19 protein-coding genes are annotated in these 26,156 nt (G+C 37.2%); 9 read left to right on the forward strand and 10 right to left on the reverse strand.

Going from position 1 to position 26,156, the window contains the following annotated elements:
* The first annotated feature begins 641 nt into the window (after positions 1–641).
* Both IC610_RS16755 and IC610_RS16760 read left to right on the forward strand, forming a co-directional pair.
* Complete coding sequence (locus tag IC610_RS16755; RefSeq protein ID WP_191737871.1) at positions 642–1,763, forward strand: vWA domain-containing protein; 1,122 nt, start codon at positions 642–644, stop codon at positions 1,761–1,763.
* Between the two features lie 63 nt (positions 1,764–1,826).
* On the forward strand, positions 1,827–3,266 hold the full coding sequence (locus IC610_RS16760) for an AAA family ATPase (RefSeq protein ID WP_191737872.1): 1,440 nt from the start codon (positions 1,827–1,829) through the stop codon (positions 3,264–3,266).
* Positions 3,267–3,352: 86 nt separating this feature from the next.
* Here the strand turns inward: IC610_RS16760 and IC610_RS16765 are convergent, their stop codons facing one another.
* The 3 genes from IC610_RS16765 to IC610_RS16775 form a co-directional block, all read right to left on the reverse strand.
* Positions 3,353–3,817, reverse strand: a complete 465-nt coding sequence (locus IC610_RS16765; protein WP_191737873.1) for a VanZ family protein — start codon at positions 3,815–3,817, stop codon at positions 3,353–3,355.
* A gap of 250 nt (positions 3,818–4,067) precedes the next feature.
* Positions 4,068–4,730, reverse strand: coding sequence for a hypothetical protein (locus IC610_RS16770; RefSeq protein ID WP_191737874.1), 663 nt, complete (start codon positions 4,728–4,730; stop codon positions 4,068–4,070).
* Between the two features lie 159 nt (positions 4,731–4,889).
* Positions 4,890–6,518, reverse strand: a complete 1,629-nt coding sequence (locus IC610_RS16775) for an acyl-CoA carboxylase subunit beta (protein WP_191737875.1) — start codon at positions 6,516–6,518, stop codon at positions 4,890–4,892.
* A gap of 347 nt (positions 6,519–6,865) precedes the next feature.
* Here IC610_RS16775 and IC610_RS16780 point away from each other — a divergent pair, with 347 nt between their 5' ends.
* The 3 genes from IC610_RS16780 to IC610_RS16790 are packed head-to-tail and all read left to right on the forward strand — an operon-like array spanning position 6,866 to position 9,644.
* Entirely contained in the window at positions 6,866–7,744 is an 879-nt protein-coding gene (locus IC610_RS16780) for a DMT family transporter (RefSeq protein ID WP_191737876.1), read from the forward strand.
* Positions 7,745–7,756: 12 nt separating this feature from the next.
* Entirely contained in the window at positions 7,757–8,839 is a 1,083-nt protein-coding gene (locus IC610_RS16785; RefSeq protein WP_056083956.1) for a putative type IX sorting system protein PorV2, read from the forward strand.
* A 52-nt stretch (positions 8,840–8,891) separates the two neighbouring features.
* Positions 8,892–9,644, forward strand: coding sequence for a hypothetical protein (locus IC610_RS16790; RefSeq protein WP_191737877.1), 753 nt, complete (start codon positions 8,892–8,894; stop codon positions 9,642–9,644).
* 65 nt (positions 9,645–9,709) lie between these two features.
* Here the strand turns inward: IC610_RS16790 and uvrC are convergent, their stop codons facing one another.
* From uvrC to IC610_RS16805, 3 genes are all read right to left on the reverse strand, one after another.
* Complete coding sequence (gene uvrC / locus IC610_RS16795; RefSeq protein ID WP_191737878.1) at positions 9,710–11,503, reverse strand: excinuclease ABC subunit UvrC; 1,794 nt, start codon at positions 11,501–11,503, stop codon at positions 9,710–9,712.
* A gap of 79 nt (positions 11,504–11,582) precedes the next feature.
* Entirely contained in the window at positions 11,583–13,403 is a 1,821-nt protein-coding gene (locus IC610_RS16800; protein ID WP_191737879.1) for a T9SS type A sorting domain-containing protein, read from the reverse strand.
* A gap of 241 nt (positions 13,404–13,644) precedes the next feature.
* Positions 13,645–14,415, reverse strand: coding sequence for a hypothetical protein (locus IC610_RS16805; protein WP_056083968.1), 771 nt, complete (start codon positions 14,413–14,415; stop codon positions 13,645–13,647).
* A 127-nt stretch (positions 14,416–14,542) separates the two neighbouring features.
* Here IC610_RS16805 and hutH point away from each other — a divergent pair, with 127 nt between their 5' ends.
* Positions 14,543–16,033 carry a histidine ammonia-lyase gene (gene hutH / locus IC610_RS16810; RefSeq protein WP_191737880.1) on the forward strand — a complete coding sequence of 497 codons (1,491 nt, stop codon included), beginning with the start codon at positions 14,543–14,545 and terminating at the stop codon, positions 16,031–16,033.
* Between the two features lie 133 nt (positions 16,034–16,166).
* Positions 16,167–17,660 carry a S8 family peptidase gene (locus tag IC610_RS16815; protein ID WP_191737881.1) on the forward strand — a complete coding sequence of 498 codons (1,494 nt, stop codon included), beginning with the start codon at positions 16,167–16,169 and terminating at the stop codon, positions 17,658–17,660.
* A 52-nt stretch (positions 17,661–17,712) separates the two neighbouring features.
* On the opposite strand, the gene IC610_RS16820 is transcribed toward IC610_RS16815, so the two are convergent.
* The 4 genes from IC610_RS16820 to IC610_RS16835 form a co-directional block, all read right to left on the reverse strand.
* The gene (locus tag IC610_RS16820; RefSeq protein ID WP_191737882.1) at positions 17,713–18,885 is read right to left on the reverse strand and encodes a carboxypeptidase-like regulatory domain-containing protein; all 1,173 of its coding nucleotides are present in this window, start codon (positions 18,883–18,885) and stop codon (positions 17,713–17,715) included.
* A 45-nt stretch (positions 18,886–18,930) separates the two neighbouring features.
* Positions 18,931–19,755 carry a 4,5-DOPA-extradiol-dioxygenase gene (gene ygiD, locus IC610_RS16825; protein WP_191737883.1) on the reverse strand — a complete coding sequence of 275 codons (825 nt, stop codon included), beginning with the start codon at positions 19,753–19,755 and terminating at the stop codon, positions 18,931–18,933.
* Positions 19,756–19,826: 71 nt separating this feature from the next.
* The gene (locus IC610_RS16830) at positions 19,827–20,339 is read right to left on the reverse strand and encodes a YceI family protein (protein WP_056083986.1); all 513 of its coding nucleotides are present in this window, start codon (positions 20,337–20,339) and stop codon (positions 19,827–19,829) included.
* Between the two features lie 986 nt (positions 20,340–21,325).
* Positions 21,326–21,517 carry a cold-shock protein gene (locus tag IC610_RS16835; RefSeq protein ID WP_056074789.1) on the reverse strand — a complete coding sequence of 64 codons (192 nt, stop codon included), beginning with the start codon at positions 21,515–21,517 and terminating at the stop codon, positions 21,326–21,328.
* Between the two features lie 668 nt (positions 21,518–22,185).
* On the opposite strand from IC610_RS16835, the gene IC610_RS16840 reads away from it, so the two are divergent.
* Together IC610_RS16840 and IC610_RS16845 are read left to right on the forward strand one after the other, a co-directional pair.
* Complete coding sequence (locus IC610_RS16840; RefSeq protein ID WP_191737884.1) at positions 22,186–24,327, forward strand: S9 family peptidase; 2,142 nt, start codon at positions 22,186–22,188, stop codon at positions 24,325–24,327.
* 511 nt (positions 24,328–24,838) lie between these two features.
* Positions 24,839–25,858 carry an LLM class flavin-dependent oxidoreductase gene (locus IC610_RS16845; protein ID WP_191737885.1) on the forward strand — a complete coding sequence of 340 codons (1,020 nt, stop codon included), beginning with the start codon at positions 24,839–24,841 and terminating at the stop codon, positions 25,856–25,858.
* Positions 25,859–26,156: the final 298 nt, after the last annotated feature.

Genomic DNA, 26,156 nt, shown 5'->3' on the forward strand with positions numbered 1-26,156 from the left:
CACAGAAGTTAAGCCCACCAGCGCCGATGGTACTGCGAAAGCGGGAGAGTAGGTCGCCGCCAGTTTTTATTTAAAAGTCTCATACATTCATTTGTATGAGACTTTTTTTTGCTCCTGACGCAGGAAAATATTCAAGGTTCAAGATTCAAAATCCAAGATCCAAGATCCAAGATCCAAGATTCAAGATTCAACATTCAAGGTTCAAGATGCGAGATGCCGGATACGAGATACGGACTGTGAAGTTAGGGCGGGATTATCGGGATGCGGATTTCGGGATGCGGAAAATTGTGATAATATCAGTCATTGAGACAACACTGGTGCGTTTCAGGCACCTGGAATACTAGTCAGGCTCTATGCCATCAACTGTTAACTGTCAGTCATCAAACACCAATGATTACCCATCCTTCAAACTCCACTCTTTAAAATCTCAAACACCAACACCAATTACCTAAGAAACATTTTGTTTTTTCAGACATTTTTGTAGAAGTTTTTAATAATTCTAAACTCTGAATCTTTTTAAACAGTCATTTTAATGCTGATTTAGATTTAGAGCTTCTACCTTCACAGTTATTTCTGTTAATAAATAGTGAAATAGATTAAATCTCTTAGAAGTCTCAAAATTTATGTTGTAACTTTATCTTATGAAAGAACGAACTGTAAGCGGTTTCAGATTTGAAAATTATAAAGCACCGGAACTTTCGGTTTTCGACAGGTTGCTGGAAATTTTCACCGATCTTTTAACCCATACTTCAGGAGATTTTGATGAAGCTATAGAATGGCTGAGAATGCTGGACGAGGAATATAAACTTACCACTCCCGAATATTCAATCGATGATTTTATTGAAGATTTAAAAAAGAAAGGTTTCATTCGTGAAGAAATAAGACCCGACGGATCTAGCAATGGTGTGACCTTGAGCGCCAAAATGGAACAGAATATCCGGAAGCAGGCACTTAAACAAATCTTCGGAAACATAGCCAAGAGTGGAATTGGAAATCATAAAACCAATAAAAGCGGAACGGGGGAAGACAGCACGGGAGAGTTCCGAAACTACAATTTTGGCGACTCTCTGGAGAAAATCTCAATGACGGAAAGTCTGAAAAATGCCCAAATCAATAATGGAATCGGAGATTTTCATTTAACGGAAGATGATTTGATTGTGGAAGACAGTATTCATCAGTCACAAATGGGTACGGTTTTAATGATAGACATTAGCCACAGTATGATTCTATATGGTGAAGACCGCATCACACCTGCCAAAAAAGTGGCGATGGCTCTTGCCGAATTAATCACGACCCGATATCCGAAAGATACATTAGACATCATCGTTTTTGGAAATGACGCCTGGCCTGTTAAAATTCAGGAATTACCGTATTTACAGGTGGGGCCTTTCCATACCAACACCGTTGCCGGACTGCAGTTGGCGATGGATATTCTCCGCAGAAAACGAAATACCAACAAGCAGATTTTCATGATTACTGATGGCAAACCAAGTTGTGTGCGTGAACCCGACGGTACTTACTACAAAAATTCTTATGGTTTAGATGAATATGTGGTTCAGAAATGTTACAATATGGCGGCTCAGGCTCGTAGATTACATATTCCAATCACTACATTTATGATTGCTCAGGATTCTTACCTTCAGCAGTTTGTCAATGAATTTACACAAGCCAATCAAGGCAAAGCTTTCTATACCGGATTAAACGGTTTGGGTGAAATGATCTTCCAGGATTACGAGGCGAACCGTAAAAAAAGAATTCGCTAAAATTTAAATTTTAATGCTAAAACAGGCATTTTCATATTAATATTAAATCAGATTTTAAATACAATGACAGCAAAACCAGATATCAAAACACTAGGTTCGCTAAAGGCATCAGGCTATAAAGTAAAAAGCATTAAAGATGAATTAAGAGAAAATTTAATAATCAAAATTCGCAATAAAGAAACAGTTTTCGAAGGGATTTTCGGGTATGAAGATACCGTAATTCCGCAATTGGAACAGGCAATCTTAAGCCGACACAATATCAATTTACTTGGTTTGAGAGGTCAGGCAAAAACAAGATTGGCGAGAATGATGACAACGCTTCTGGATGAATGGATTCCGTTTGTAGCAGGAAGTGAAATTAATGATGATCCTTTAAAACCAATCTCAAGATTTGCCAAAGAATTAATTGAAACCGAGGGCGACAATACTCCTATAGAATGGCTTCACCGTGATGACAGATTTTTCGAAAAACTGGCTACTCCAGACGTGACGGTTGCAGATTTGATTGGCGATATTGATCCCATCAAGGCTGCGAATCTTAAACTTTCTTACGCCGACGACCGTGTTATTCATTTTGGGATGATTCCGAGAGCTAACAGATGTATTTTTGTGATTAATGAATTGCCGGATTTACAAGCGAGAATTCAGGTTTCTCTGTTTAATATTTTGCAGGAAGGTGATGTTCAAATCAGAGGTTTTAAAGTGAGAATGCCTTTGGATCTTCAGTTTGTATTTACTGCAAATCCGGAAGATTATACCAACAGAGGAAGCATTGTGACACCTTTGAAAGACCGTATCGGTTCTCAGATTTTAACACATTATCCCGAAAATATCAATACTGCTAAAGAAATTACGAAATACGAATCTTCACTTGATGAGAGACAGAATGAAACGATTTACGTTCCTGAACTCGCAAAAGATCTTTTGGAACAAATTGGTTTTGAAGCCCGTGAAAGTGAGTATGTAGATGCTAAAAGTGGTGTAAGTGCAAGAATGAGCATTACTGCTTTCGAAAATCTTTTAAGCACAGCCGAGAGACGCGCTTTGATTATCGGAGCTGAAAAAACAAACGTGAGATTAAGTGATTTTGTGGGAATAATTCCTGCCATCACAGGAAAAGTTGAGCTGGTTTACGAAGGCGAGCAGGAAGGTGCCGAATTTGTTGCTGAAATGTTGATTGACAATGCTGTAAGAACACTTTTCGCATTGAATTTTCCGAAGATAGAAAAGCTGCACCGCAAAGATGCTCCAACGGCTTATGATTCAATAATAGAATGGTTTTTAGATGATAAAGGCTTTCTGGAAATCACAGACGATGCTTCTGACGAAAATTATGTGAACCATCTGAATAAAATCGAACCTTTAAATGATTTAATTAAAAAATATCAGCCTGATACTAAAGCGGAAGATCAGTTATTTTTAAAAGAATTTGTTCTTTGGGGATTGGCTGTCAATAAAAAATTAAACAAAGAACGATTTAAAACCGGAGTTTTCTTTTCGTAATAAGTATCAATTTAACATAACAAAAAAGCTTGAAATATTGTATTTCAAGCTTTTTTTATAGTAAAAAATAATCTTAAAGGTTGTAACTAAGCCGTTTCCAGTGTTTTTCTGTCTTCAATAAGTTCAAAATGGAACTTGATATTGGCAATGTTTTTCCACGTTGCATATTTAAATAAAATAAAACCGATACACATTCCGAGCGTGTTGAGAAAAACATCATCAATGTCTGCAACACCTCTTCCGGATATATACTGAATAGATTCTATTACAGTAATTATTACCAGGAAGAATGCTGTGATAGGAACCAGTGAATTAAATTTCCTGATACACAAACCCAGCCAGCCAAAAGGGCTGAACACAAAAACATTTCCGACAATGTTGACTAAAAATGCTTCACTGTCTACATCATCTGTAAAAAAATGCTGTATCGTAATAAATGGCTGCATCTGTAAATATGAAACCTCTGAAGCTTCTCTTCCGGAAGCAAAAAACATCATATAAAGTAAAAAAATCGTATAAAGGCTGATAAAAACCACAAAATATCTTCTCATAACTCAATCGCATCGTTAACTAATTCTAAAAGGTGGTTATTAAGGGTGATTATGACTCAACAATAATCTTTCCTTTTTCTTTTAAAACGCAATTTTTTATGATTCTTTAGAATTATTTAACATAATATATGAAATTTTCACTGTTGTAAATTTCAAATTTTGCTGATGGATAAAGGTTTTGTGAATTTAAATTTAAATTATTTGAAAACTTAACATAATAATTTTGAATTAAATTTACTTAGAGAAATCATCATTTTTTACTTGGGTTTTGCTGATAGCTTCCCTGAATGTATCTTCGCTGTTCCACTTTCTCGACTCTTGGAAACCAGACTTTTTCTCCAAATGTTCTTGTGATAATTGACGTACAAAGAGTCATTTTGTTAATGATCTGTACCTCCACAGCATTAATGACGGAATTTGGATTATTGGTAAATTGTGGAATTTTTTCTTCAGACTCTTTGGTAGATCCATCTGCATAAAAAGCTTTCCAACGATAGGAATATTTTTGTGAAATTACATTCGGGAAAAAAGACATCGTGTTTTTGTCTACTTTTACATCTTTAAAATCTGTAATCTCAACATCACACTTCTTTTCTTTCACCTGCGAAGGATTTTGAATTTCTACATCTCTTTGGCAAGTCAGATTTCCGTCAGCGGTTTCTACCGTTAGACTTACTTTTACTGTTCCCGCTTTCAGGGCTTCTAACGAAATTTTTCCTTCAGCTGAAGATTGTACAGAAAGGAAATCTTCAGAAGAGATTTTCCACAGGTAGCAGTCGTTGCATTTTGCGGCGGTATCAGACATAAGTTGCAGGCTGTCGCCCACTTTTACTGTTGGTAAGCCCAAAATCTGGCATTGTGCCGAAACCAGAAGACTCGCAACAGTCAGGATTAAAGTTAGTAAAGTTTTCATAGTTTTTAGTTTATGTAAAATTAAACAAAATTCTTCATCATGTGTTTTGTGAAATGTACTGCAAAAACCATACTTTAAAAATTGATCTATAATATTATTAACGAGAAAGCCCTGCAATCTGCAAGGCTTTATATAAAATTTTAGAAATAATCAAATAAATCAGACCTGTATCACTCCCAAATTAAATTTCTCAGTAATCGGAGAGTGATCTGCTGCTTCAATACCCATCGAAATCCATTTTCTGGTGTCAACTGGATTGATGATGGCATCTGTCCACAATCGTGAAGCTGCATAAGTTGCTTCAGTCTGTTTCTGATATTTTTTTGTAATAGAATCGAGGATTTCTTGGTGCTCTTCCTCGGTAATTTCTTTTCCCTGTTTTTTCAAAGTAGATTCCTGGATTTGGGCTAAAACCTTCGCTGCCTGAGAACCTCCCATCACTGCTAAATCTGCCCATGGCCAAGCCACAATTAATCTCGGATCGTAAGCTTTTCCGCACATCGCATAATTTCCGGCACCGTAAGAATTTCCTGTAATAATCGTGAATTTAGGAACTACGGAATTGGAAACAGCGTTTACCATTTTAGCTCCGTCTTTAATGATTCCGCCGTGTTCTGATTTTGAACCGACCATAAATCCTGTTACGTCCTGTAAAAAGATGAGAGGAATTTTTCTTTGGTTGCAGTTCGCAATAAATCTGGTTGCTTTATCAGCTGAATCAGAATAAATCACGCCACCGAACTGCATTTCACCTTTGCCGCTTTTTACCAGTTTTCTCTGGTTGGCAACAATTCCTACAGACCATCCGTCGACTCTCGCAGTAGCGCAGATAATTGTTTTTCCGTAGTCCGGCTTGTATTCTTCGAATTCAGAATTGTCTACAAGGCATTTGATGATTTCCAGAGTATCATATTGATCTGCTCTCGAAACAGGCATAATTCCAAAAATGTTTTCAATATTTTCTTTCGGTGGGAAACTTTCAATTCTGTCGAAGCCTGCTTTGTCGTAGGTTCCTACAGATTTCATAATATTTTTGATTCTGTCTAAAGCATCTTTATCGTCTTTTGCTTTATAATCAGTCACTCCAGAGATAGAGCAGTGTGTTGTTGCGCCACCTAAAGTTTCATTATCGATTGTTTCACCAATCGCAGCTTTTACAAGATAACTTCCTGCAAGGAAAATAGAACCTGTTTTGTCAACAATCATTGCTTCGTCACTCATAATCGGAAGGTAAGCACCACCAGCAACGCAACTTCCCATTACCGCAGAAATTTGGATAATTCCGGCAGCACTCATTTTAGCATTATTTCTGAAAATCCTTCCAAACATCTCTTTATCAGGGAAAATTTCATCCTGCATCGGAAGATAAACTCCGGCAGAATCTACAAGATAAATAATTGGAAGTCTGTTTTCCATGGCGATTTCCTGAGCTCTCAGGTTTTTCTTTCCTGTAATAGGAAACCAGGCTCCAGCTTTTACAGAAGCATCGTTGGCTACAACCAAACACTGCTTTCCTGCAACATATCCCATCACCACTACAACGCCGCCACTTGGGCATCCGCCGTGCTCTTCGTACATTTCATATCCGGCAAAACCACCTATCTCTATAGAATCAGAATCTTTATCCAGAAGATATTCAATTCTTTCTCTTGCGGTCATCTTTCCTTCATCACGTAACTTCTGCAGTCGTTTTTCGCCACCACCCTTTTTTATTTCTTTAAAAATTCTGTTGATTTCAGAAAGTTTGAGTTTATTTTGATCTTCTCTTTTATTGAATTCTAAATCCATTAAATTTTATTTTATTGCGTTTTTAAATATACTACTTTTAGATAAATGAGATAAATAAGAATTTTTAGTGATTAAATATGTGGTATTCAGAAAATTATGAAATTTTTAACTATGCACCTCTTTGATTTTGGCAATACTTTTGCTAATTTTACAGTAGAGATAAACGGGATAACATCTTTGTTTACGCTCTAAGTTCCTAGTTTATTTTTTTAATAGTTTATTATTTGAAGGCCCTGAAAGTTTCATAGATTTTCAGGGTTTTTTTGTGCGCATACTTTCGAAAAGTTTTATACCCAATCAGCCTATCTAATTCGTACTTTTGCTGTGTTTAAAATTTATCAGACTACATGAAGCAACAGGCTCTTTTCAGGCTGCATTTTATCGTTTTTCTCTGGGGTTTTACAGCGATTTTAGGAAAACTGATTACTTCGTCTGCTCCCGTGCTTGTATTTTACAGGATGCTTTTTGCTGCCCTATTTCTGTATCTGTATTTAAGAATATTTAAAAAAGAAAGCATTAAAATTTCAAAAAAGCTTTTTTTTCAGCTTGCAGGAATTGGTTTTGCTATGGCGCTGCACTGGTACTGTTTTTTTTATTCCATTAAAGTTTCGAATGTTTCCATAGCTCTAAGTTGTCTCTCACTATCCACTTTATTCGCTTCCATCATGGAACCGATTATTTTTAAAAGAAAAATCGATTTGACCGAGGTCATCATGGGAACCGTAATCGTAGCATGTATTCTTCTCATTTTTAAAACAGAATTCCAATACAAAGAAGGTATTTTTTACGGAATTTTATGTGCAGTTTTTGGGACGATATTTTCAGTTTTTAACGGTAAAATGTTTGGCAAAACCAGTTCGGGAAACATTATTTTTTATGAAATTTTTTCCGGATGGTTTATTTTAATGATTATTTATCTGGTTACAGGTCAGTTTTTTACTTTAAATGAAATAAATTTGCGTGATATTGCGTTAATAGTCTTGCTGGCAAGCGGGTTTACGGCCTTTCCAATGCTCGAATCTGTGAAGCTGATGAAATATATTTCGCCATTTACCTTAATTTTAACAGTAAATTTAGAACCGGTCTACGGAATTATATTAGCTTTTTTTATCTTTGGAGAATCAGAGCACATGAGTTCAGTATTTTACGTGGCCTCACTGGTAATGATTTTAGCCATTGTGGTGAACGGTTTTATAAAAGCAAAAAAACAAAAACAACTCAAATAAGCATCAATTTATATGATGAAAAAATATTTTTTACTGGTTTTCTCATTGGCTTTTGGGATTTCTCAGGCACAGATTGTAAGAAAATATTCCAACGAATTCCTGAATATCGGTGCAGGTGCAAGAGGTTTAGGGATGGGTGGAGCTGTCATCTCCAATCAGGACGACGTCTATTCACCGATGTGGAATCCCGCGGGACTTTTGGGTATTCAGAAAGACTGGCAGGGGGCAGCGATGCACGCAGAGTATTTCGAATCGATAGCGAAATATGATTATTTAGCGTATGCTAAAGTTTTAGAAAACGGTGTATTCGGAGTCTCAGTCGTAAGGTTGGGAGTTGATAATATTTTAAATACAACACAGTTAATCGATGCTGAAGGAAATATAGATTATGACAAAATCACCCAGTTTTCTCAGTCAGACTACGCCGGAATATTATCCTATGCATTCCGTCCCGGAGGAAGCGAAAATCTTGACGTGGGGGTAAATGCCAAAATTGTTTACAGAAATGTAGGAAAATTTGCCAGCGGATATGGTTTCGGGTTTGATGTGGGAGCAATCTACAAATTAGACAGCGGTTATAAAATCGGTGCGATGTTAAGAGATGCAACCACAACAGTCAATTTCTGGAATGTAAATCAGAAAGAATTGTCAACAGTGGTGAATGGGGAAGAATTTAACCCAGCACCGACCGATAAAATGGAATTAACGATGCCTAAATTAAATATGGGTGTCAGTAAAAATTTCGCCATCAACAATACAATGTATATTCTTCCGGAAGCAGGAATCAATGTAGATTTTGCTAAGACGGCAGCTTTGCTATCAACGGATTTTGCAAGTATTACACCGTATGCCGGAGCAGAATTTGGTTACCAGAAAATGATTTTCGTTCGTTTGGGGGTCAACAGATTTCAGTCGATTACAGATATTGAAGATTTGAGCAGAAAAGTTTCTTTCCAGCCAAGTGCGGGTATCGGGATCAGATATAGAGGTCTAACTTTGGATTATGCCATCAGCAACTCTGGAATCGGAGCATCTAATTTTTACTCGAATTTCTTTTCTTTAAAGCTTGACATCGGAGAATTCAGAAACGACTAATCTGCTTTTAGCCATATGCTGATGTAGAAATAATGTAAATTAAATTTAGAAAATGAAAAAATTAGCCATTGCTTTTTCAATGCTGAGCTTTTCTGTAATTTTTGCACAGAAAGTTTCAGATTACCAATATATCTCTCTTGCAGAGAAATTTGAAGGTTTTAAAGACAGCAATTATGGTTTGGATAAAGCTTTAATTAAATCTTTAAACTCAAAAAAATATACTGTTTTGCCTGCTAACCGAAACGAATGGCCTGCAGCAGCCATGCAGAATCCGTGTAACGTTCTTCTCGCAGACGTGGAGAATGACAGTGGAATGCTGAGAAATAAAGTTATTGTAAAGTTTAAAGACTGCAACAACAAGGTGATTGCTACCCAAAAAGGAGCGTCGTCTATCAAGGAATTTGAGGCAGGTTTTCAGGATGCTTTGAAGCAGGCGATGACTACTGTCCCGACATCAGTTCCGGTGGAGAATTCTGTGGTTCAATCTTCGGTAAGCAGCAATATGCCCGAAATGACGACAAGAGAAGTAGTGTTAGAAGATACAAAACCAGCTTCAGGAGCGGAGATGTACACCAATCAGAATATTAAATTCCAGAAAATTAAATTGAATGATAAACAGTTTATATTGGCTGATAAAAGCTCAACACCTTTTGCAACCTTTACAGCAACGACCCGAAATGATATTTTCAGAGTAAAACTGCAGAACGGAAGCGATACTATTGCTTATCTCGAAAATGGAAATATCGTAATTGAACTTCCCGTTTCTGATAATTCTTATGTGAAACAGACTTTCAAAAAAGACTAAAATCTATAAAAATAAAAGTGCCCGATTCTTCAATGAACCGGGCATTTTTTTATATCTAAAAATTTTTATTCATTATGAAAATATGCGTAGACAAATTTCGCTTTAGATTTTCCTAAAATTTCCTCCAGAGTTTCAAGACTGGCTTCCTTTATTCTCTTGACAGATTTCAGTTTAGATAAAAGCAATTCGATCGTTTTGCCACCTACACCAGGAATTTCCTCCAGTTCAGATTTGATGGTTGAGTTCTTTCTTCTCGTCCGGTGATGTCGTACTCCAAAACGGTGGGCTTCGTCACGCACCTGCTGTAAAATTTTCAGCGTTTCAGATTTTTTATCTAAATACAATGGAATAGGATCTTCAGGAAAGAAAATTTCTTCGAGCCTTTTTGCAATTCCGACAATGGTAATTTTACCGTAAAGTCCGAGAAGTTTTAAACTTTTCACTGCGGAAGAAAGTTGTCCTTTTCCACCGTCAATAAGGATCAGTTGAGGCAGAGTTTCGCCTTCATCCAGCATTCTTTTGTAGCGGCGGTAGATGACTTCTTCCATCGTTTTAAAATCATCAGGTCCAACAACAGTTTTTGGGTGAAAAATTCTGTAATCTGCCTTACTGGCTTTGCCATTTTTAAAAACCACACACGCAGAAACGGGATTTGTTCCCTGAATGTTTGAGTTGTCAAAGCCTTCGATATGTCTTGGTTCAACGGGCATTCTCAGCAGCTTCTGCATTTCAGCCATAATTCTGTTGGAATGTCTTTCAGGATCTACAATCTGAACCTGTTTCAGTTTCTCAATTCTGTATTCCTTGGCATTTTTCTCTGAAAGTTCAACGATTCTCTTTTTGTCGCCAACCTTCGGAACAATCAGTTTTACATTCGGAATTTCTACAGATAAATGGAAGGGAAGAAGAACTTCTTTTGAATCAGAATCAAACTTCTGACGGATTTCAATTAAAGCTTCCTCCATAATTTCTTCATCTGTTTCCTCAAGCATTTTCTTGATTTCTGTGGTAAAACTCTGGATGATATTTCCGTTTCTGATTTTAAAATAATTTACGTAAGCCGCAGTTTCATCACTAGTCATTGCAAAAACATCTACATCATCAATGTTTGGATTTACAACCGTATGTTTCGACTGATAATCTTCCAGAATATGCAGTCTTTCTTTGATCTGCTGAGCGTTTTCAAACTGAAGATTCGAGGCATATTTCGTCATCTGATTCACAAGATATTCCCTCGCAAGTCGGAAATCTCCCTTTACAATTCCACGGATGGCATCTATCTTTTCATCGTAATCCTGTTTGCTTTCCAGTCCTTCACACGGGCCTTCGCAGTTTTTGATGTGATATTCCAGACAGACTTTATATTTGCCCTCATCAATCTTAGACGGAGCTAAATTTAAATTGCAGGTACGGAGTTTATAAATATGCTTAATCGTATCCAGCAAAATCTTTGCGGGACGTACTTTTGCATACGGACCGTAGTATTCTGAGCCGTCCTTGATTTTGGTTCTTGTCAGAAAAATTCTTGGGAAATTTTCATTTTTAATACAGATCCACGGATAGGTTTTGTCGTCTTTCAACATGATGTTGTAAAACGGCTGATGTTCCTTTATCAGATTGTTTTCCAGTAAAAGCGCATCATATTCGCTGTTTACGATGGTGGTTTCCAAACGGTTAATCTTCCCGACCATGATTCTGGTGCGGTATCCGGAAAGTGTTTTGTTGAAATAGGAGAGTACCCTTTTCTTTAAATTTTTTGCTTTTCCTACATACAAAAGATTTTCGTTTTTATCGTAATACCGATAAACGCCTGGTTCTGATGGTAAAGTTTTAAGCTGTAATTCTAAAGAAGGATTCATAAGACAAAATTAAGCAATTTAAAGAACAAAAAAAGCCGCAGAAATTTCTGCAGCTTTGTAAAATTGTCTTTTTACAAAATTATTTTACAATCATTTTAAAATTCTTAGAAAAATCTTTTCCCGCAGAAACCTGAAGAGAATATGTTCCTGTCTGTAATCTTCCCTGATAATTAAAAATCTGCTTTTGTTCTCCATTCATTTTCTGGGTGTAAAGCAATCTTCCGGACATATCAAAAATGTTTAGATTAAAATCTTTTTTTCTTAAAACATGACCTTCGATAGTGAAAATACCGTTGTTGGGATTATCGTACAGCACAAGGTCTTGCAGTGCCGGATTTTCTGAAGTAGATAATACTTTTCGGTTGAATTTTGCAATGTAACCATTTAACACATTAGGTACACCGGTTGGCTGAATTGCTCCCGTGGAGGAAATCCCTATGGTAGATCTTGTGGTTCCGTACACATAGAAAGTGTCAGCATTAAATACTGAAATGCTTAAGCTTGGTGGAAAACCAGGCTGTGCTCCCGCTCCTCCATAGTAAGAAGACCATTCTCGTGATCCGTCACTGTTGAATTTAGCAAAGAATAAATAGTTGTGTGCCACATGGGTTGGTCCGGAATAGGGTGGTGGGCTGGAAAGATGTGCTCCCGGTGTTGCCAGATTGTCAGGTGCAACACTGTTAGGCGCAACGGTTTGAACCCCCGTAAGATAGATATCTCTTCCATACACCGAAAGGCTGTTGTTGTTAAATGACGATATATCATCCGAGCTGCTACCGAAATAAGTGCTCCATTCTCTACCGCCATCGTGGTTGAATTTCGTAAGATAGATATCACCGCTTCCCAAAGGTGTGGTCTGGAAACTTCCCGGTGTGCTGAAATAAGTATTGTTACTGCCGGTGAAATCAAAGATGTCTCCAGCGACATACAGCCCTGTATCATTTACGGCAATACCTGAATTTAAATTCAAAAAATTGATGCCTGCAGGTCCATAGTAGGTTCCCCAGATTCGGCTTCCATCAGCAGCATTCAGTTTGGTAATTGATAAATTTGTTTTCAGGCTTTGAAAAGCATTGGTGGTAGCCATTTGCGTTAAAGCCGGATCGTCGTCATCGCCTCCTGTGAGGTATAGATTTCCGTTGTAATATTTTATTCTCTGGATTTGTGCAGGAAAATAGGTTGCCCAAACCAATTGTCCGGAGGAGTTGAGCTTTGCGATATAGGAATTTGACATTACGTTTCCGTTGTTGTCATATCTGATGACAAAAGAAGGTTGAAAAGATCCTGCGGTACCTATATTCTGATTAAGTGTTGTACCAATGATGAATGTGTTTCCAGCACTGTCATGGTTTATTTCATTAATAGAAGTATTTAGCGATGGTAAAAAGGTTTTCCACTGTAAAACTCCGGTATTGCTGTATTTTGATAACAAAATTTTATTTGCTTCAGCAGCTGCAGCTGTTGGAAACCATGTTCCTGCGGTTCCTGATGTGCCTGTAATTCCAGTATTCGAGAACTGATAGGCAAATCTTTCTCCTGTATTATTAAAAGACATATTTGGCGCGTCAAAAGAAAGAGAATTGCCTACATAACCGGAAGATACGGCTGCGCCGGAAGGATTGATAATCCCTGTTAAAATATTAGATGCCTTTGTGATGTCATATCCTGCACCCGAAGTAGCAAACTGATTGTAGTAAGAAGCCTGGTATGCACTATTGGTTTGCGTGCTTCCCAATAAGTTGATATTGTTACTGGAGTCAAACTGTAATGTATTCAAAGTAGCATTGCCAAAAAAAGTATCTACCGGCCCATAATAGGTTCCCCATTCTCTTACAAACTCTTGAGCATTAAGCTGGATAAAGCTCAATACAATATATAAAAAAAGGAATTTTCTTTTCATGTGATAGATTTTGATTTGGTTGATGAATGTAATTTTATCTGAAAATCCACTGCTAATCAGATTATTTGTGTAAAAATATAAAAAATAAACAGTTTTTTGTCATTATGTTGTGATATTTTATAAAATTGCTATGAATTTCACTTTTAATTTTCAGGAAAACTCAGACTGTAGAAGGTTGACCTTAGAGTAAAAGAAAAGCTGCAGAAATTTCTACAGCTTTAGTATTTGTTTTAATTATATTTTACCCGTTGCTCATTTCAGTATATTCATAAACAAGAAAGCTGAAAAAGCCCCACTCAACAGATTTTTTAGGGTATTTTTTCATAAATTCTGCGTTGTCTCCGAAAAGAAAATCGTAGTTATCATCAAAATCATCTTTATGAAGCCACATTATTTTATCTCCTTTTTTTACATAATAAGATTTGACCACTCCGGCATTGCTTCCCAGTCTAGGTCCCATCCCGATATATGAACCACCAACTTCTTTCGCTCTTGGATCATGGTAAACGGTTATGATATCGTTAAATCCTGGATTAACGGTCTGCATTAGAAATTCCATATCATCCTTTTTATTTTTCAGAGAAACGGTCTGATTTACAAACTGTATTCTGTCGTCGGTGAATGTTTTATTGATTTTATGGGTATTCATGCTTCTTACGTTGCTGTAGTGTTTTGCAGCTTTAAAAATTTTCTCAAATTTTGAAGGGTAAATATACATCTCACTTATTTTCTCTGCATTAAATCTTCCAGGTTTTTTTGTAGCACTGTCTTTAATGGAAATTTCGTAGATCTGACCTTTTTTCATTTCAATATCATCGCAATATCCTTTATGAATGCTTCCATCTTTTAAAATAAGAGTAGATATTTTTTTAGGTGATGGCCCGGAAAATCCTTCGTTAAAAAGGTACTGTTCCATTTTTTTTACCTGATCTTTGGTGTATTTTACCTTCTCCTGTGCGAAGGCAGAAATGCTCATTACGGAAAGAGCTAATAGTAAAGCTTTAATTTTCATGGAAATAAGTTTTGTATTAAGCGGTAAAAATATAAAATTTATTGTTGTTGCGGTGAATTATTTTATGCAATTTCAAAGCGTTTCCAGTTCGCTTCAAAATGTGTATTTTTAGCCAAATTTTTTTAGAATGATATACGGTATAGATACTTTCAGTTTCCATGATGTTCTGGAAATCTGTAAGACTCCAAATAAAGCTATGCTCAGCGTAGCGGCAAAAAATCAGATCATCAAATCTCAGAATAATGTTAAGCAGATCGTTGAGTCTGATCAGTGTGTTTATGGGATCAATACTGGATTCGGGCCACTTTGTGATACGAAAATTTCAGCTGACGAGACGGCACAGCTTCAGTATAATTTAATTATTTCTCACGCGGTAGGTGTAGGAAAACCAATTGATAAAGAATTTTCAAAAATCATGATGATTGCGAAAGTTCATGCCTTGTCTAAAGGCTTTTCGGGAGTTTCTCTGGAAGTGATCGAAAGATTTATTTTAATGCTTGAAAAAGACATTATTCCGGTTGTCCCAGAGCAGGGTTCTGTAGGTGCTTCAGGAGATTTGGCGCCTCTGTCTCATTTGGTTTTACCTCTTTTAGGACTCGGACAGGTTTGGGTTGGAAACGAAATCTTCGAAACTGCTGAAATATTAGAGAAAAACAATCTTGAACCCTTAGTTTTAGGACCCAAAGAAGGTTTGGGATTGATTAACGGAACTCAGTTTATCCTTGCTCATGCCATTAAAGGTTTGGAAAAATTCGAATACCTTCTGGATCTTGCGGATATGACTGCAGCGATGAGTCTTGAGGCGTATAGAGGATCGGCAAGTCCGTTCAAAAAAGAACTTCACGACATCAGACCTTTTGAAGGAAGTAAAAAAGTAGCGGCAAGAATGCTGAAATTTTTAAAGAATTCAGACAACCTGAAAGCGCATGAATATTGCGACAGAGTGCAGGATCCGTATTCCATGAGATGTGTTCCTCAAGTGCACGGGGCAAGTAGAAATGCTTTCGAACATTTAAAGCTACTTACCGAAATAGAATTGAATTCTGTAACAGACAATCCAATTGTTCTGAGTGCTGAAGAATCTATTTCCGGAGGAAATTTCCACGGACAATTGCTTGCGATGCCATTAGATTATGCAACTCTGGCAGCGGCTGAGCTTGGGAATATTTCAGACAGAAGAAGTTATTTATTATTGGAAGGAAAATATGGGTTGCCAAGATTACTGACCGAAAGTTCAGGTTTAAATTCAGGATTTATGATCCCGCAATATACCGGAGCGGCTTTGGTTACGGAGAACAAAACACTTTGCTTTCCGGCATCGGCCGATTCTATCCCAACGAGTTTAGGTCAGGAAGATCATGTTTCCATGGGAAGTATTTCAGGAAGAAAATTCAATCAGGTTTTAGGGAATTTAGTTAATATTTTAGCGGTTGAACTGATGTTCGCTGCACAGGGATTAGAATTCAGAAGACCTGCAAAATGCTCGAAGATTATTGAAGAAAACCACGCCATTCTCCGTTCAAAAGTTGCCAAACTGGAAGATGACAGGTTAATTGGGAAAGATATGTTGGCAATTGCAGAGCTGATTAATGAGAGAAAATTTGTGGTGAACTTTTAAATAAAAATATATATTTACTTTAGTGTAAGCTTCCAATCCGGAAGCTTTTTTTTTGTTTAAATTTAATTTCAACCTTCTGTCTTTCAGTATAAATTAATAACTTGGCTTCACCAAACATTTTAAAATTTTAAATATGAAAACAAAAGTATTTTGCATGCTTGTGGCTTTTTTGGCTTTCACATCATGCAGTCAGGACGAGTTGCAGACTAATCCTGCAGAAATTCAGATTACACAGACAGATCCGCTTACCGCAAAACAAATCAATGAGAAAATCAACGAAACCATCAAAACCGGAAAACGTTTTTCATGGAAAGAATCGTCAGATCATTTTGTCTGGAGCGGTATTTTTCAGGGAAATAAACTGGCATCCATCGGTTTCGGGAATTCTTTCGACCGAAGCGAAACGCCCGACAGCAAAGAGATTGAAAACATGATTTTGCAGACTATTGAAAAATATGAGGGCAAAAAAGATAGAATTTTACTGTCATCAGACGAGTTTTTAAATCAGATTGATGTCGTTCTTGAAAAGCAGGAAACTGTAATTGCTTTAAGAAAATTAAAACAAATCCGTTATCTTGAGCCTGCAGACTACCGTTATTTTGAAAATGAAAATAAATTCAGTGGTGCAGCAAAATCAAGTTCATCTTCAGGTTGTGGGTATGAATCTTTAGCATTAAATGCAGCAGACTACACAACTGTAACGCCGAATGCAAAAGCACCTTGGTCATTTGCAAAACACAACATCACAAACGCATGGAGCTACAGCACGGGAGCGGGAGTGACGATTGGTTTGATTGATTCCGGAGTTTCTTCCAACCAAAGTTTATTGGGCAGCAGCTTCAATAACGGGAATTCTTCTGGACGAACCATCAGCAAAAACGGAGTTTATGTAGATTCAGTGTGGCCGTGGAGTACAGGTTTCGATGGTTCAGATGACAAATGCGGTCACGGAACGAGCATGGCTTCGGCGATGGCAGCACCGAGAAATAATCAGGGACAGCCAGTTGGAGTTGCATATAATGCTAATTTGATTTCGTACAGAGCAGCTTCAAATGTAGTTTTGGATGGTTATCACGAACAGAACGGTGTGAAAACAGCTTTTACCAATTTAGGAAATACAGCAAGCGTTAAGATCATTTCAATGTCGATGGGACATGTTTTCTCGGTAGGAAAAATTGAAGACGGTGTGAAATATGCCTATTCAAAAGGAAAACTCATCTTCTGTGCTGGCGGAACTTCCACAAGCTTCACAACATTCGTCGGTGTGATTTTCCCGGCCTGGATGCCAGAGACACAAGCAGTGACGGGCGTGAAAGAAAATACATCCAATCAGAAGTGTGACGTTTGCCATTCGGGTGAAGAGATTGATTTTACCTATCAGATGGAAAGAGCTTCAGGAAGCAATATTCCTGTTTTGAGTTATTATAACGGACAAACAGATTACGTGGGCGGTTCATCAGTCGCAACAGCTTCCTCTGCGGGAATTGCGGCTTTGGTCTGGTCTAAAAATCCTTCATGGACGAGAGATCAGGTTCTGAATAGAATGAGACAGTCGGCAACGTACTACCCAGCAAAAAATGCAGATTACGGATATGGAAATATCAATGTTTTGCAGGCAGTTCAGTAAAATAAAACAAATTTTTAAGATGAAAGCTTCCGGTCTGGAAGCTTTTTTGCGTTTAGTCGCCTAATTCATAATCTAAAGGCAGCAGATTTTCAATTTTATTGTTTGCAAATTCGCCCTGATTGGTAAGCATTCCGGGATTTGAAGTGTTTCCGTCGCTGCTGATTTCAAAAGTTTCACCGTCGGGATGCAGATATGATGTCTGAACAATCGGGTTTTTTGTTTTTACAAACTGACCTTTTTTGTATTCGTAAAAATATTTTTTGAAGTTAATTTGCATCATATAATCATAATCTAGAATCAGTTTTCCATCTGTATTTTTTGTGTAGTCTGTTTCAGGAATACGCATCTTCGTGATAGCGATTTTGTAGGCAGGTTCTGTACGTTTTCTGCCTGCAATGTCAGAAATGTCAGACGGTATGCTTAAGATTGCCTGTTTACTTTTTAGGCTTGTAGTATAATCATTCAGCTTTTGAAGTTCTGCTGGTGTAGGGTATTTTTCATTTGGAAATTTCGTTATCTGATTGACAATAAAGCCATCTGATTCTACTTTTTTAGCAAAAACACTCCTGAAAAAGTGAACCTGACTTCCATCGAAGGCATTCATTCTGTTGAGCTTCATTTTTGCGTTGTTATTTGTCACAGTAAAAAAGCTGGTTCCGTAAAATCTTGTGGTTTGATGATCAAATTCAGACACAAATTCCACCAGATTATATTGAATTGTATATCCAAGGTTTTTATTTTCAATGATTAAAGTCTGGGGAGCTTTTACACGGAGAATTTTATTTTCAGAATCGTAGGCAAACTTCAGTGTTCTCTGATTTTTAATCTTAACGTTTTCGTGGTCCATACCGATGAAAGCATTCAGAAAATGACCGATGTAACGTTTGTATGTTGCTTCAGTGTAAGGAATTATTTTTACTTCTTCAATATTTCTGGCTTTTAGAAGACCTACTTTTAAAGTTTTATTTAAAACTTCTGAAACATTGACAGTATAAGTGTCGAAATTTTCTTTCTGAAAAACCAAAACTCCATTTTTACTGTTCGGAATGTTCAGGCTGAAACTTCCGTCCGCAGCTGAGGTGGTTGCAGTGGTAGTTCCGTCAAGATAAATGCTTACCTGAGGAATTGGTTTGTCTAAATCATTTACAACAGTTCCTTTAACGGTCTGTGCAAATGAGATATAGAATGGCAGAATAATCAGTAGAAGTAATAGAGTTTTCTTCATAGAATACAATAATACTCTTTTTTGTGTGATTAAAAAAGAAGAATTTTATCCAATTCTCACGCTCGTCATGCTGAGAGATCCCGCAATTAATTCATCATTGAAAAGTTTGAGATTTTCTGAATTTTCTTTTAAACCTAAAGTATAAAGCAATGGATAGTAATGATCGGGAGTAGGGATTGCATATTCCAGGGATGTTCCGTGACTTCTGTAATCGATTAGGTTTTGAAAATTTCCGTCAGTTAGCCAGTTGTTGGTTTTTTCTCTTGCTTCTATCGCCCAGTCCCAGCCGGCTCCAACGGTATTGATATTTTTCCAGTCCACCATTCTCAGGTTGTGAACAATATTTCCGCTTCCGATAATCAGAATTCCTTTCTCTCTGAGTTTTGAAAGTCTTTTGCCTAAATCAAAATGATATTGAGGAGGCTTGTTATAGTCAATACTCATCTGAATTACAGGAATATCTGCATTGGGATACATATGTTTAATGACCGACCACGCGCCATGATCAAGACCCCAGCTGTGATCTTCTTCAGCAATCGGATTCAGAATGCTGATCACTTCCTCAGCCAGTTCCGGACTTCCGTGAGCAGGATACTGCACATCAAACAAAACCTGCGGAAAACCTCCGAAATCGTGAATGGTTTTCGGCATTTCCATAGCCGTCACAAAAGTTCCTCCGGTCAGCCAGTGAGCCGAAATACAGAGAATTGCATTCGGTTTCTCAATTTCTGCAGCTGCTTTTCTGAATCCTTGTACAAACTGATTTTCCTCTACCGCATTCATCGGCGAGCCATGCCCAAGAAAGAGGACAGGCATCTTCTGGGAAGATTTAAAACCGCTGCTGATATTTTCGAGATCGTGGAGATTCATAGTGTAAGAAATAGGAAACCTTCAAGGTTTTTAAAACCTTGAAGGTTTGAATTTGTGAGATTAAAAAAGTATTAAGCCTGTTTTACAAACTGAAGCTCACCGGCAATTTTCACTTCTTCGCTTACCATTACACCTCCTGCTTCAAGAGCTGCATTCCAGTTCAGACCAAAATCTTTTCTGTTGATTTTAGTTTCAAAAGAAAAACCTGCTTTGGTATTTCCCCAAGGGTCAACATTTACACCACCGAACTCCACGTTCAGAACAACAGGTTTTGTAACGCCGTTTACGGTAAGATTTCCTTCCACTTCGTCATTCAGAGAAGAAGATTCGAAAGTGATAGTTGGGTTGGCTTCTGCATTGAAGAATTCGGCAGATTTCAGGTGATTGTCTCTGTCGGTGTTGTTGGTGAAGATAGAATCTACATCGATTGTAGCATTCACTTTTGCGTTTTTGAAAGTGTCGTCATCAGCATCAATTTCTGCATTAAAACTTTTAAACTGACCTTTGATGTTTGAGATCATCATGTGTTTTACTTTAAAAGTAACTTCGCTGTGTGTTGGGTCAAGGTTCCATTTTGTAGACATAATATTTTGATTTTTTAATTGTTATTTTATGAAGCAAATTTAGGGCAAGACTCATTTTCCGTCCATTGATTTAGGATAAGAAATCTAATTTTAATAAAAATTTAACCTCAAAAATCTATAAACTCATTTAAAACAATCATCCATTACCCATTACTCATTACTCATTACTCATATTTTTTTGGGAGCTGTTTCGTGCTATCCGCTCATACTCCTCGCGCCACCGCTGATGCCCGGGCTCGCTGTGGGGTAACCGCTGCTATCACGGCTAGGTGCTGTTTTAGAAATGGAACTGAGTCACTATAAGAGAATGTATTTTAAGAAACCACCTTCCTCGATTTCACAAGAAAGGAAATCCTCACGGGATCAATTCTAACTACTATTGCTGTTATAAGAGCTTGTTTAAAAATGATTAAAAAACAAATTTTCAGGATATTTTTCTTTTACCCGACCCTAAAGGATGGAAAAATGCCTTGAAACTTTCATCAAAATTAACTCCCTTTAGGGTCGGGGGAAATTAATTTTGATGAAAGTTAAACAGGCTCAAAAAAAGATAAAAGCATCAAAGCCCATCAATAGACGTCCCTGCACCCGTGCAATAGATTTGCAGGTAAGCATGAAAGTTTGTCGCACCCCCGCAACAACCTTTCAGGCATATGAGAAAGTCAGTCGCACCCGTGCAGCAATCTTTCTCATAGTGAGAAAGTTTCCTGCAGCCATGCAATGTGTTTTCTCAATGACCAGAAAGCTGATTGATTACACCATGCAAATGAGATGATTGCTGATTTTTTAAAACAGGATGTTTAATCTCAGTCATAGACAGATAAAAAACAGCATCAGGCTGCTCAGAAAAGGTATGATGAAAACCAGATGTTTAAGAAGCTTTTCAACAGATAATATTAATCAAACCAGTATTTCAGGCACAAAAAAAGACAGATAAAATAAATTATCTGCCTGTATCACTAATGAAGATGATTAGTCTTCTGAGATTACGCTTTTTTCACGTTAACTGCGTTAACGCCTTTTGCTCCGTTCTGTAGGTCGAATGTTACTACATCATTTTCACGGATAGTATCTACTAATCCTGAAGAGTGTACGAAAACGTCCTGACCGCCTGTTGATGGTGTAATAAAACCAAATCCTTTGGTGTCGTTAAAGAATTTTACTGTTCCTTGTTGCATTGTATTGTATTAAAAAAATTATTGTATTTGCTGAAAAATTGTTTGGCTGTTGCCATTACCGTTCTGATCAGCAGGTCAAAACTATAATAAATCGATTTGTAAGCAAAAAATGATGTGGGAAATTTTTAGATCCTGAACTTATTCAGGTTGAAAAAAGGTACTGCACCTGTTCTGTGACGACAAAAATTAGCGACTGTAAAAGCGAAGACTGATAGAATGAGTAAACTCAGAAGTTTCAGAGTAAGCGTCGGCAGGTGCCTGATTATTCTACAAATATACACATAATATATTGAAAACAAGCACTTTTTAATTTTATTAATTATTTCAGTGCAGTAATCATAGAAAAATGATCAGACAATTGAAGACTTAGAGTGTACTTGAATTTTCAGTTTCAGATCATTTAATAAAATGTAAATATTTATAAGATCTCGCCACTCAGGAGCTGAGCGGGACTTTTATCGTGTTTACAAAAATTTTTTGGAAAGTTTAAAAATTCATTATGTGTATAAAACAGTCATAGGTAAATGACTTTTTAATGGCTGATATTTATTTCTTATTTTTGGAAGATTCTATTGAATATAATGAAACCGGTAGTACAAATATGGTTTAATCAGCAATTGTCTGCATCTCCGGTGAGGTATTATTGATAAAAAAATGAAATTTTACTTATGAAACTACATAGATTATCTTTAATGATGATTGTTTTGGGCGGAACAGCTTTTGCGCAAACCCAGAAATTCACGATGGCAGAAGCTGTCAATGGTATGCGGACCAATTTGGCTGTGAAAAATATTTCCCAGTTTTCATGGTCTGCAGATGGGAAATCTTACATTAACGCAGTAAAAAACGGTTATCTGATTACAGATCTTAAAACAGGAAAACAGGATACTCTGATTTCTTTGAACCAACTGAATAAAGGATTGGCAGAGAATAAGATGAAAGGTATTCCGCAGGTGAAATTTACCGGCGCATCCAAAGGTTATTTTATGTCTAACGGTAAAATGAACTGGGTAGAAAAATCGGGCAGCGACTGGAAAATTAAAAAGTCTGCAGAAACTCCCAAAAGTGCAGAGAATCTGAAAGTATTTAATGATAATCAAACCTTTGCATTTACGGATAAGAATAATCTTTTCGTCAATAAAAACGGAAAAACAATAGCAGTGAGCAACGAATCGAACGAAAATATCCTTTTTGGAGCGTCAAACGTTCATAGAAACGAATTCGGCATCGACACCGGAATTTTCCCTGCACCCAACTCTGAATCGGTAGCGTTCTACAGAATGGATCAGACGATGGTAGCAGATTATCCCATCATCGACTGGTCTGTAACTCCCGCTGTCAACACCAATATCAAATATCCAATGGCAGGAAAAACTTCCCACGAAGTTACTTTGGGTGTCTTTAATATTAAAAATGAATCTACAGTCTACCTGAAAATTGAGGGTGAAAAAGATCAGTATTTAACAGCAGTTACCTGGAGCCCCGATTCAAAACATATTTTTGTGGGCGTTCTCAACCGCGGACAGAATCATTTACAGATGAATCAGTACGATGCGGCAACGGGAAATTTAGTTAAAACTTTATTCGAAGAGAAGAGCGATAAATATGTTGAGCCACAGCATCCGCTCTTGTTTTTCCCGAATTCCAGTACCGATTTTATCTGGCAAAGTCAGAGAACGGGATACAACCATTTGTTTCATTACAGTTTAGAGAAAGGTTTGGTCGCTCAGATTACAAAAGGGGATTGGCTGGTAACCGACATTTTAGGATTTAATGAAAAGAAAAAAGAGATTTATTACACTTCGACAGAAGTCAGCCCTACTGAAAGACATTTGTACAGAATCAACTGGAATTCGTATAAAAAACAGAGACTGGACGATGCTGAAGGAACGCATGCCGGAATCTTGAGTGCCGATGGAAACTATCTGTACGATACATATTCAAACGCTTCGACTCCGAGAAAGGTCAATGTTATCAATACAAACACCTTGAAAATTCAGAACATTTTAACCTCAGAAAATCCGTTGAAAAATTATGCAAGACCGGAGATTAAAAATATCAATTTAAAAGCTGACGACGGAACAATTTTGTACGGAAAGATTATTCTTCCGACCAATTTTGATGCTACAAAAAAATATCCGGCTATTGTTTATTTATATAATGGGCCGCATCTGCAATTGATCAATAACACTTTTCCGGCTTCGGGAAACCTTTGGTACGAATATATGGCTCAGAACGACTATATCATTTTCACAATGGACGGAAGAGGTTCTGCCAACCGTGGTCTGAAGTTTGAGCAGGCGGTATTCAGAAACCTTGGAACCACAGAAATGAACGACCAGATGAAAGGAGTTGACTATTTAAAATCTCTTCCTTATGTAGACTCAGAAAAACTGGGAATTCACGGGTGGAGCTTTGGTGGTTTTATGACAACCAGTTTTATGCTTCGTCATCCCGATGTGTTCAAAGCTGGCGTTGCAGGTGGTCCTGTAATCGACTGGAGCATGTACGAAATCATGTACGGTGAAAGATACATGGATTCTCCTCAGGAAAATCCGCAGGGCTACGCAGCTTCGAATCTGTTGGATAAAGTTCAGAATTTAAAAGGAAAATTATTAATGATTCATGGGGCGCAGGACGATGTTGTAGTTTGGCAACACTCTGTAAAATTCCTGAAATCCGCAGTTGACAATGGCGTTCAGCTGGATTATTTCATGTACCCGGGGCATCCCCACAACGTTGCCGGAAAAGACAGAGTACATTTAATGCAGAAAGTGACGGATTATTTTGATCAGAATCTGAAGAAGTAAAGGCTTATAGCTGATGGCTTTTAGCATCTGGATGAATTCCTTTTATAAATCACTATTCCAGTCTGTAAAGGCTGGAATTTTTTGTTCTTCAATTTTGTATGGAAATTGATTTTTAAAATTTCGTATAAACCGACCGCGGAAACGGAGGCGTTAAAAAATTTTGAAGAATTTCCGTTAAAAAATATCCATTGTTTGAGTGGCGGCAAAAATAGTAGTTTAATGCAAAGTTTCGTTTCCGCCCGAGTTTGGAGATTTTAGGAAATTGTTCAGAATTTTAGCCTACGTTTCCAAGTCTTGAATTTTTGTTTCTTTTGTTTCAAGACAAAAGAAAAAGAATGAAATTGTAAAGATTTGCATTTTGATTCAAAAGAATTGTGTGAAGAACCATTATTATATTTAAGTGGAAATTAAGCTGTGAACCTATTTGCTAATTGTATTAAATCCCTTCTTATCAAACATCAACGTTTTTAAACAACCATTCAACTAATTTTGCTCTATAAATATTAATAATATGGAATTAGGAATAGGAATGTTCGGCGACGTCGCCTTCGACCAGAAAACCGGAAAATACAGAGACGCAGGAGTGAAAATCCGCGAAATCATCGGTCAGGTAAAACTGATGGATGAGGTCGGAATAGATGTATTTGCCATGGGAGAACATCACCGTGCAGATTACGCAGTTTCTTCACCGGAAATGCTTTTAGCTGCCGCAGCAAGTGTTACCAAAAATATCAAACTGGCGAGTGGTGTAACAGTTTTGAGTTCATCTGAGCCGGTGAAAGTATATGAAGATTTTTCAACTTTAGATCTCATTTCAGACGGAAGAGCCGAGATTTTTGTAGGTCGCGGAAGTTTCATTGAATCTTTTCCTTTGTACGGATATTCTTTGAATGATTACGAGCAGCTTTTTGATGAAAAATTAGAATTACTGTTAAAAATTAATTCTGAAGAAAACGTTTCGTGGTCGGGGAAACTGCGTGCTCCGATGCAGAATCAAACCGTTTATCCGAGAGCGAAAAACAGTGGTAAACTTCCAATTTGGAGAGCTGTGGGCGGAACTCCGCAGTCCGTTTTAAGTGCAGCGCAATTGGGAATGCCTTTAATTGTTGCAATCATTGGCGGAATGCCGGTTCAGTTTAAGAATCTGATTGAATTTTACAAACAGGAATACCTGAAAGCCGGTCATCCGGAATCCGAAATGCAGATTGCCATTCACTCGCACACTTTTGTAAGCGAAGACCAGAATGTGATTGACGGATATTTTGATACTTACAAATCTCAGATGGACAGGATAGGGAAGTCCAGAGGTTGGGCACCTTTTTCAAAAATGCAGTATGAAGGCGGAAGAAGCAAAGACGGGGCTTTGTTTATTGGAAATGCCAATCAGGTTGCAGATAAGATCAGTTACATGAAAGAGATCTTCGGAATCACCAGATTCATCGGTCACATGGACGTTGGCGATCCGGCCGATGACGTGATGAGAAAATCGATTGAGCTTTTCGGAAATGAAATTGCACAACAGGTAAAATAAGGTTAGACTCTGCAGGAAATTTTTCTGTGGAGTTTTTTTCTGTAAGAGGAGAGTAATTGTCTGAAATTGATCTTTAAAATTCCCTGAATGAGGATTATTTTACTGTGAAATTATTCCTATCTGATGGGTTATATAAAATAAAACAGAGCAGTTTTTTCAACTGCTCTGTACCTAAACCAAAACACAAATCATGAAAATGAATGTGATTTAAATATATAATTATTTTTGTAATCTTAAGCAATAATTTTATATTTTCTTTAAAGAAAATGATATTAGTTTGTTATAATCGTAAAATCAA

Source organism: Chryseobacterium caseinilyticum, from assembly GCF_014837145.1.
Taxonomy (GTDB): Bacteria; Bacteroidota; Bacteroidia; order Flavobacteriales; family Weeksellaceae; genus Chryseobacterium; species Chryseobacterium caseinilyticum.

What these genes read in the sequence shown, in the direction of transcription:
- IC610_RS16830 (WP_056083986.1), bottom strand. Translation starts at nt 20,339, where the DNA reads ATGTCTACAAAATGGAACCTTGACCCAACACACAGCGAAGTTACTTTT.
- IC610_RS16845 (WP_191737885.1), top strand. Translation starts at nt 24,839, where the DNA reads ATGGAATTAGGAATAGGAATGTTCGGCGACGTCGCCTTCGACCAGAAA.
- IC610_RS16820 (WP_191737882.1), bottom strand. Translation starts at nt 18,885, where the DNA reads ATGAAGAAAACTCTATTACTTCTACTGATTATTCTGCCATTCTATATC.
- uvrC (WP_191737878.1), bottom strand. Translation starts at nt 11,503, where the DNA reads ATGAATCCTTCTTTAGAATTACAGCTTAAAACTTTACCATCAGAACCA.
- IC610_RS16780 (WP_191737876.1), top strand. Translation starts at nt 6,866, where the DNA reads ATGAAGCAACAGGCTCTTTTCAGGCTGCATTTTATCGTTTTTCTCTGG.
- IC610_RS16785 (WP_056083956.1), top strand. Translation starts at nt 7,757, where the DNA reads ATGATGAAAAAATATTTTTTACTGGTTTTCTCATTGGCTTTTGGGATT.
- IC610_RS16800 (WP_191737879.1), bottom strand. Translation starts at nt 13,403, where the DNA reads ATGAAAAGAAAATTCCTTTTTTTATATATTGTATTGAGCTTTATCCAG.
- hutH (WP_191737880.1), top strand. Translation starts at nt 14,543, where the DNA reads ATGATATACGGTATAGATACTTTCAGTTTCCATGATGTTCTGGAAATC.
- IC610_RS16760 (WP_191737872.1), top strand. Translation starts at nt 1,827, where the DNA reads ATGACAGCAAAACCAGATATCAAAACACTAGGTTCGCTAAAGGCATCA.
- IC610_RS16755 (WP_191737871.1), top strand. Translation starts at nt 642, where the DNA reads ATGAAAGAACGAACTGTAAGCGGTTTCAGATTTGAAAATTATAAAGCA.
- IC610_RS16835 (WP_056074789.1), bottom strand. Translation starts at nt 21,517, where the DNA reads ATGCAACAAGGAACAGTAAAATTCTTTAACGACACCAAAGGATTTGGT.
- IC610_RS16840 (WP_191737884.1), top strand. Translation starts at nt 22,186, where the DNA reads ATGAAACTACATAGATTATCTTTAATGATGATTGTTTTGGGCGGAACA.
- IC610_RS16775 (WP_191737875.1), bottom strand. Translation starts at nt 6,518, where the DNA reads ATGGATTTAGAATTCAATAAAAGAGAAGATCAAAATAAACTCAAACTT.
- IC610_RS16765 (WP_191737873.1), bottom strand. Translation starts at nt 3,817, where the DNA reads ATGAGAAGATATTTTGTGGTTTTTATCAGCCTTTATACGATTTTTTTA.
- IC610_RS16815 (WP_191737881.1), top strand. Translation starts at nt 16,167, where the DNA reads ATGAAAACAAAAGTATTTTGCATGCTTGTGGCTTTTTTGGCTTTCACA.
- IC610_RS16805 (WP_056083968.1), bottom strand. Translation starts at nt 14,415, where the DNA reads ATGAAAATTAAAGCTTTACTATTAGCTCTTTCCGTAATGAGCATTTCT.
- IC610_RS16790 (WP_191737877.1), top strand. Translation starts at nt 8,892, where the DNA reads ATGAAAAAATTAGCCATTGCTTTTTCAATGCTGAGCTTTTCTGTAATT.
- IC610_RS16770 (WP_191737874.1), bottom strand. Translation starts at nt 4,730, where the DNA reads ATGAAAACTTTACTAACTTTAATCCTGACTGTTGCGAGTCTTCTGGTT.
- ygiD (WP_191737883.1), bottom strand. Translation starts at nt 19,755, where the DNA reads ATGAATCTCCACGATCTCGAAAATATCAGCAGCGGTTTTAAATCTTCC.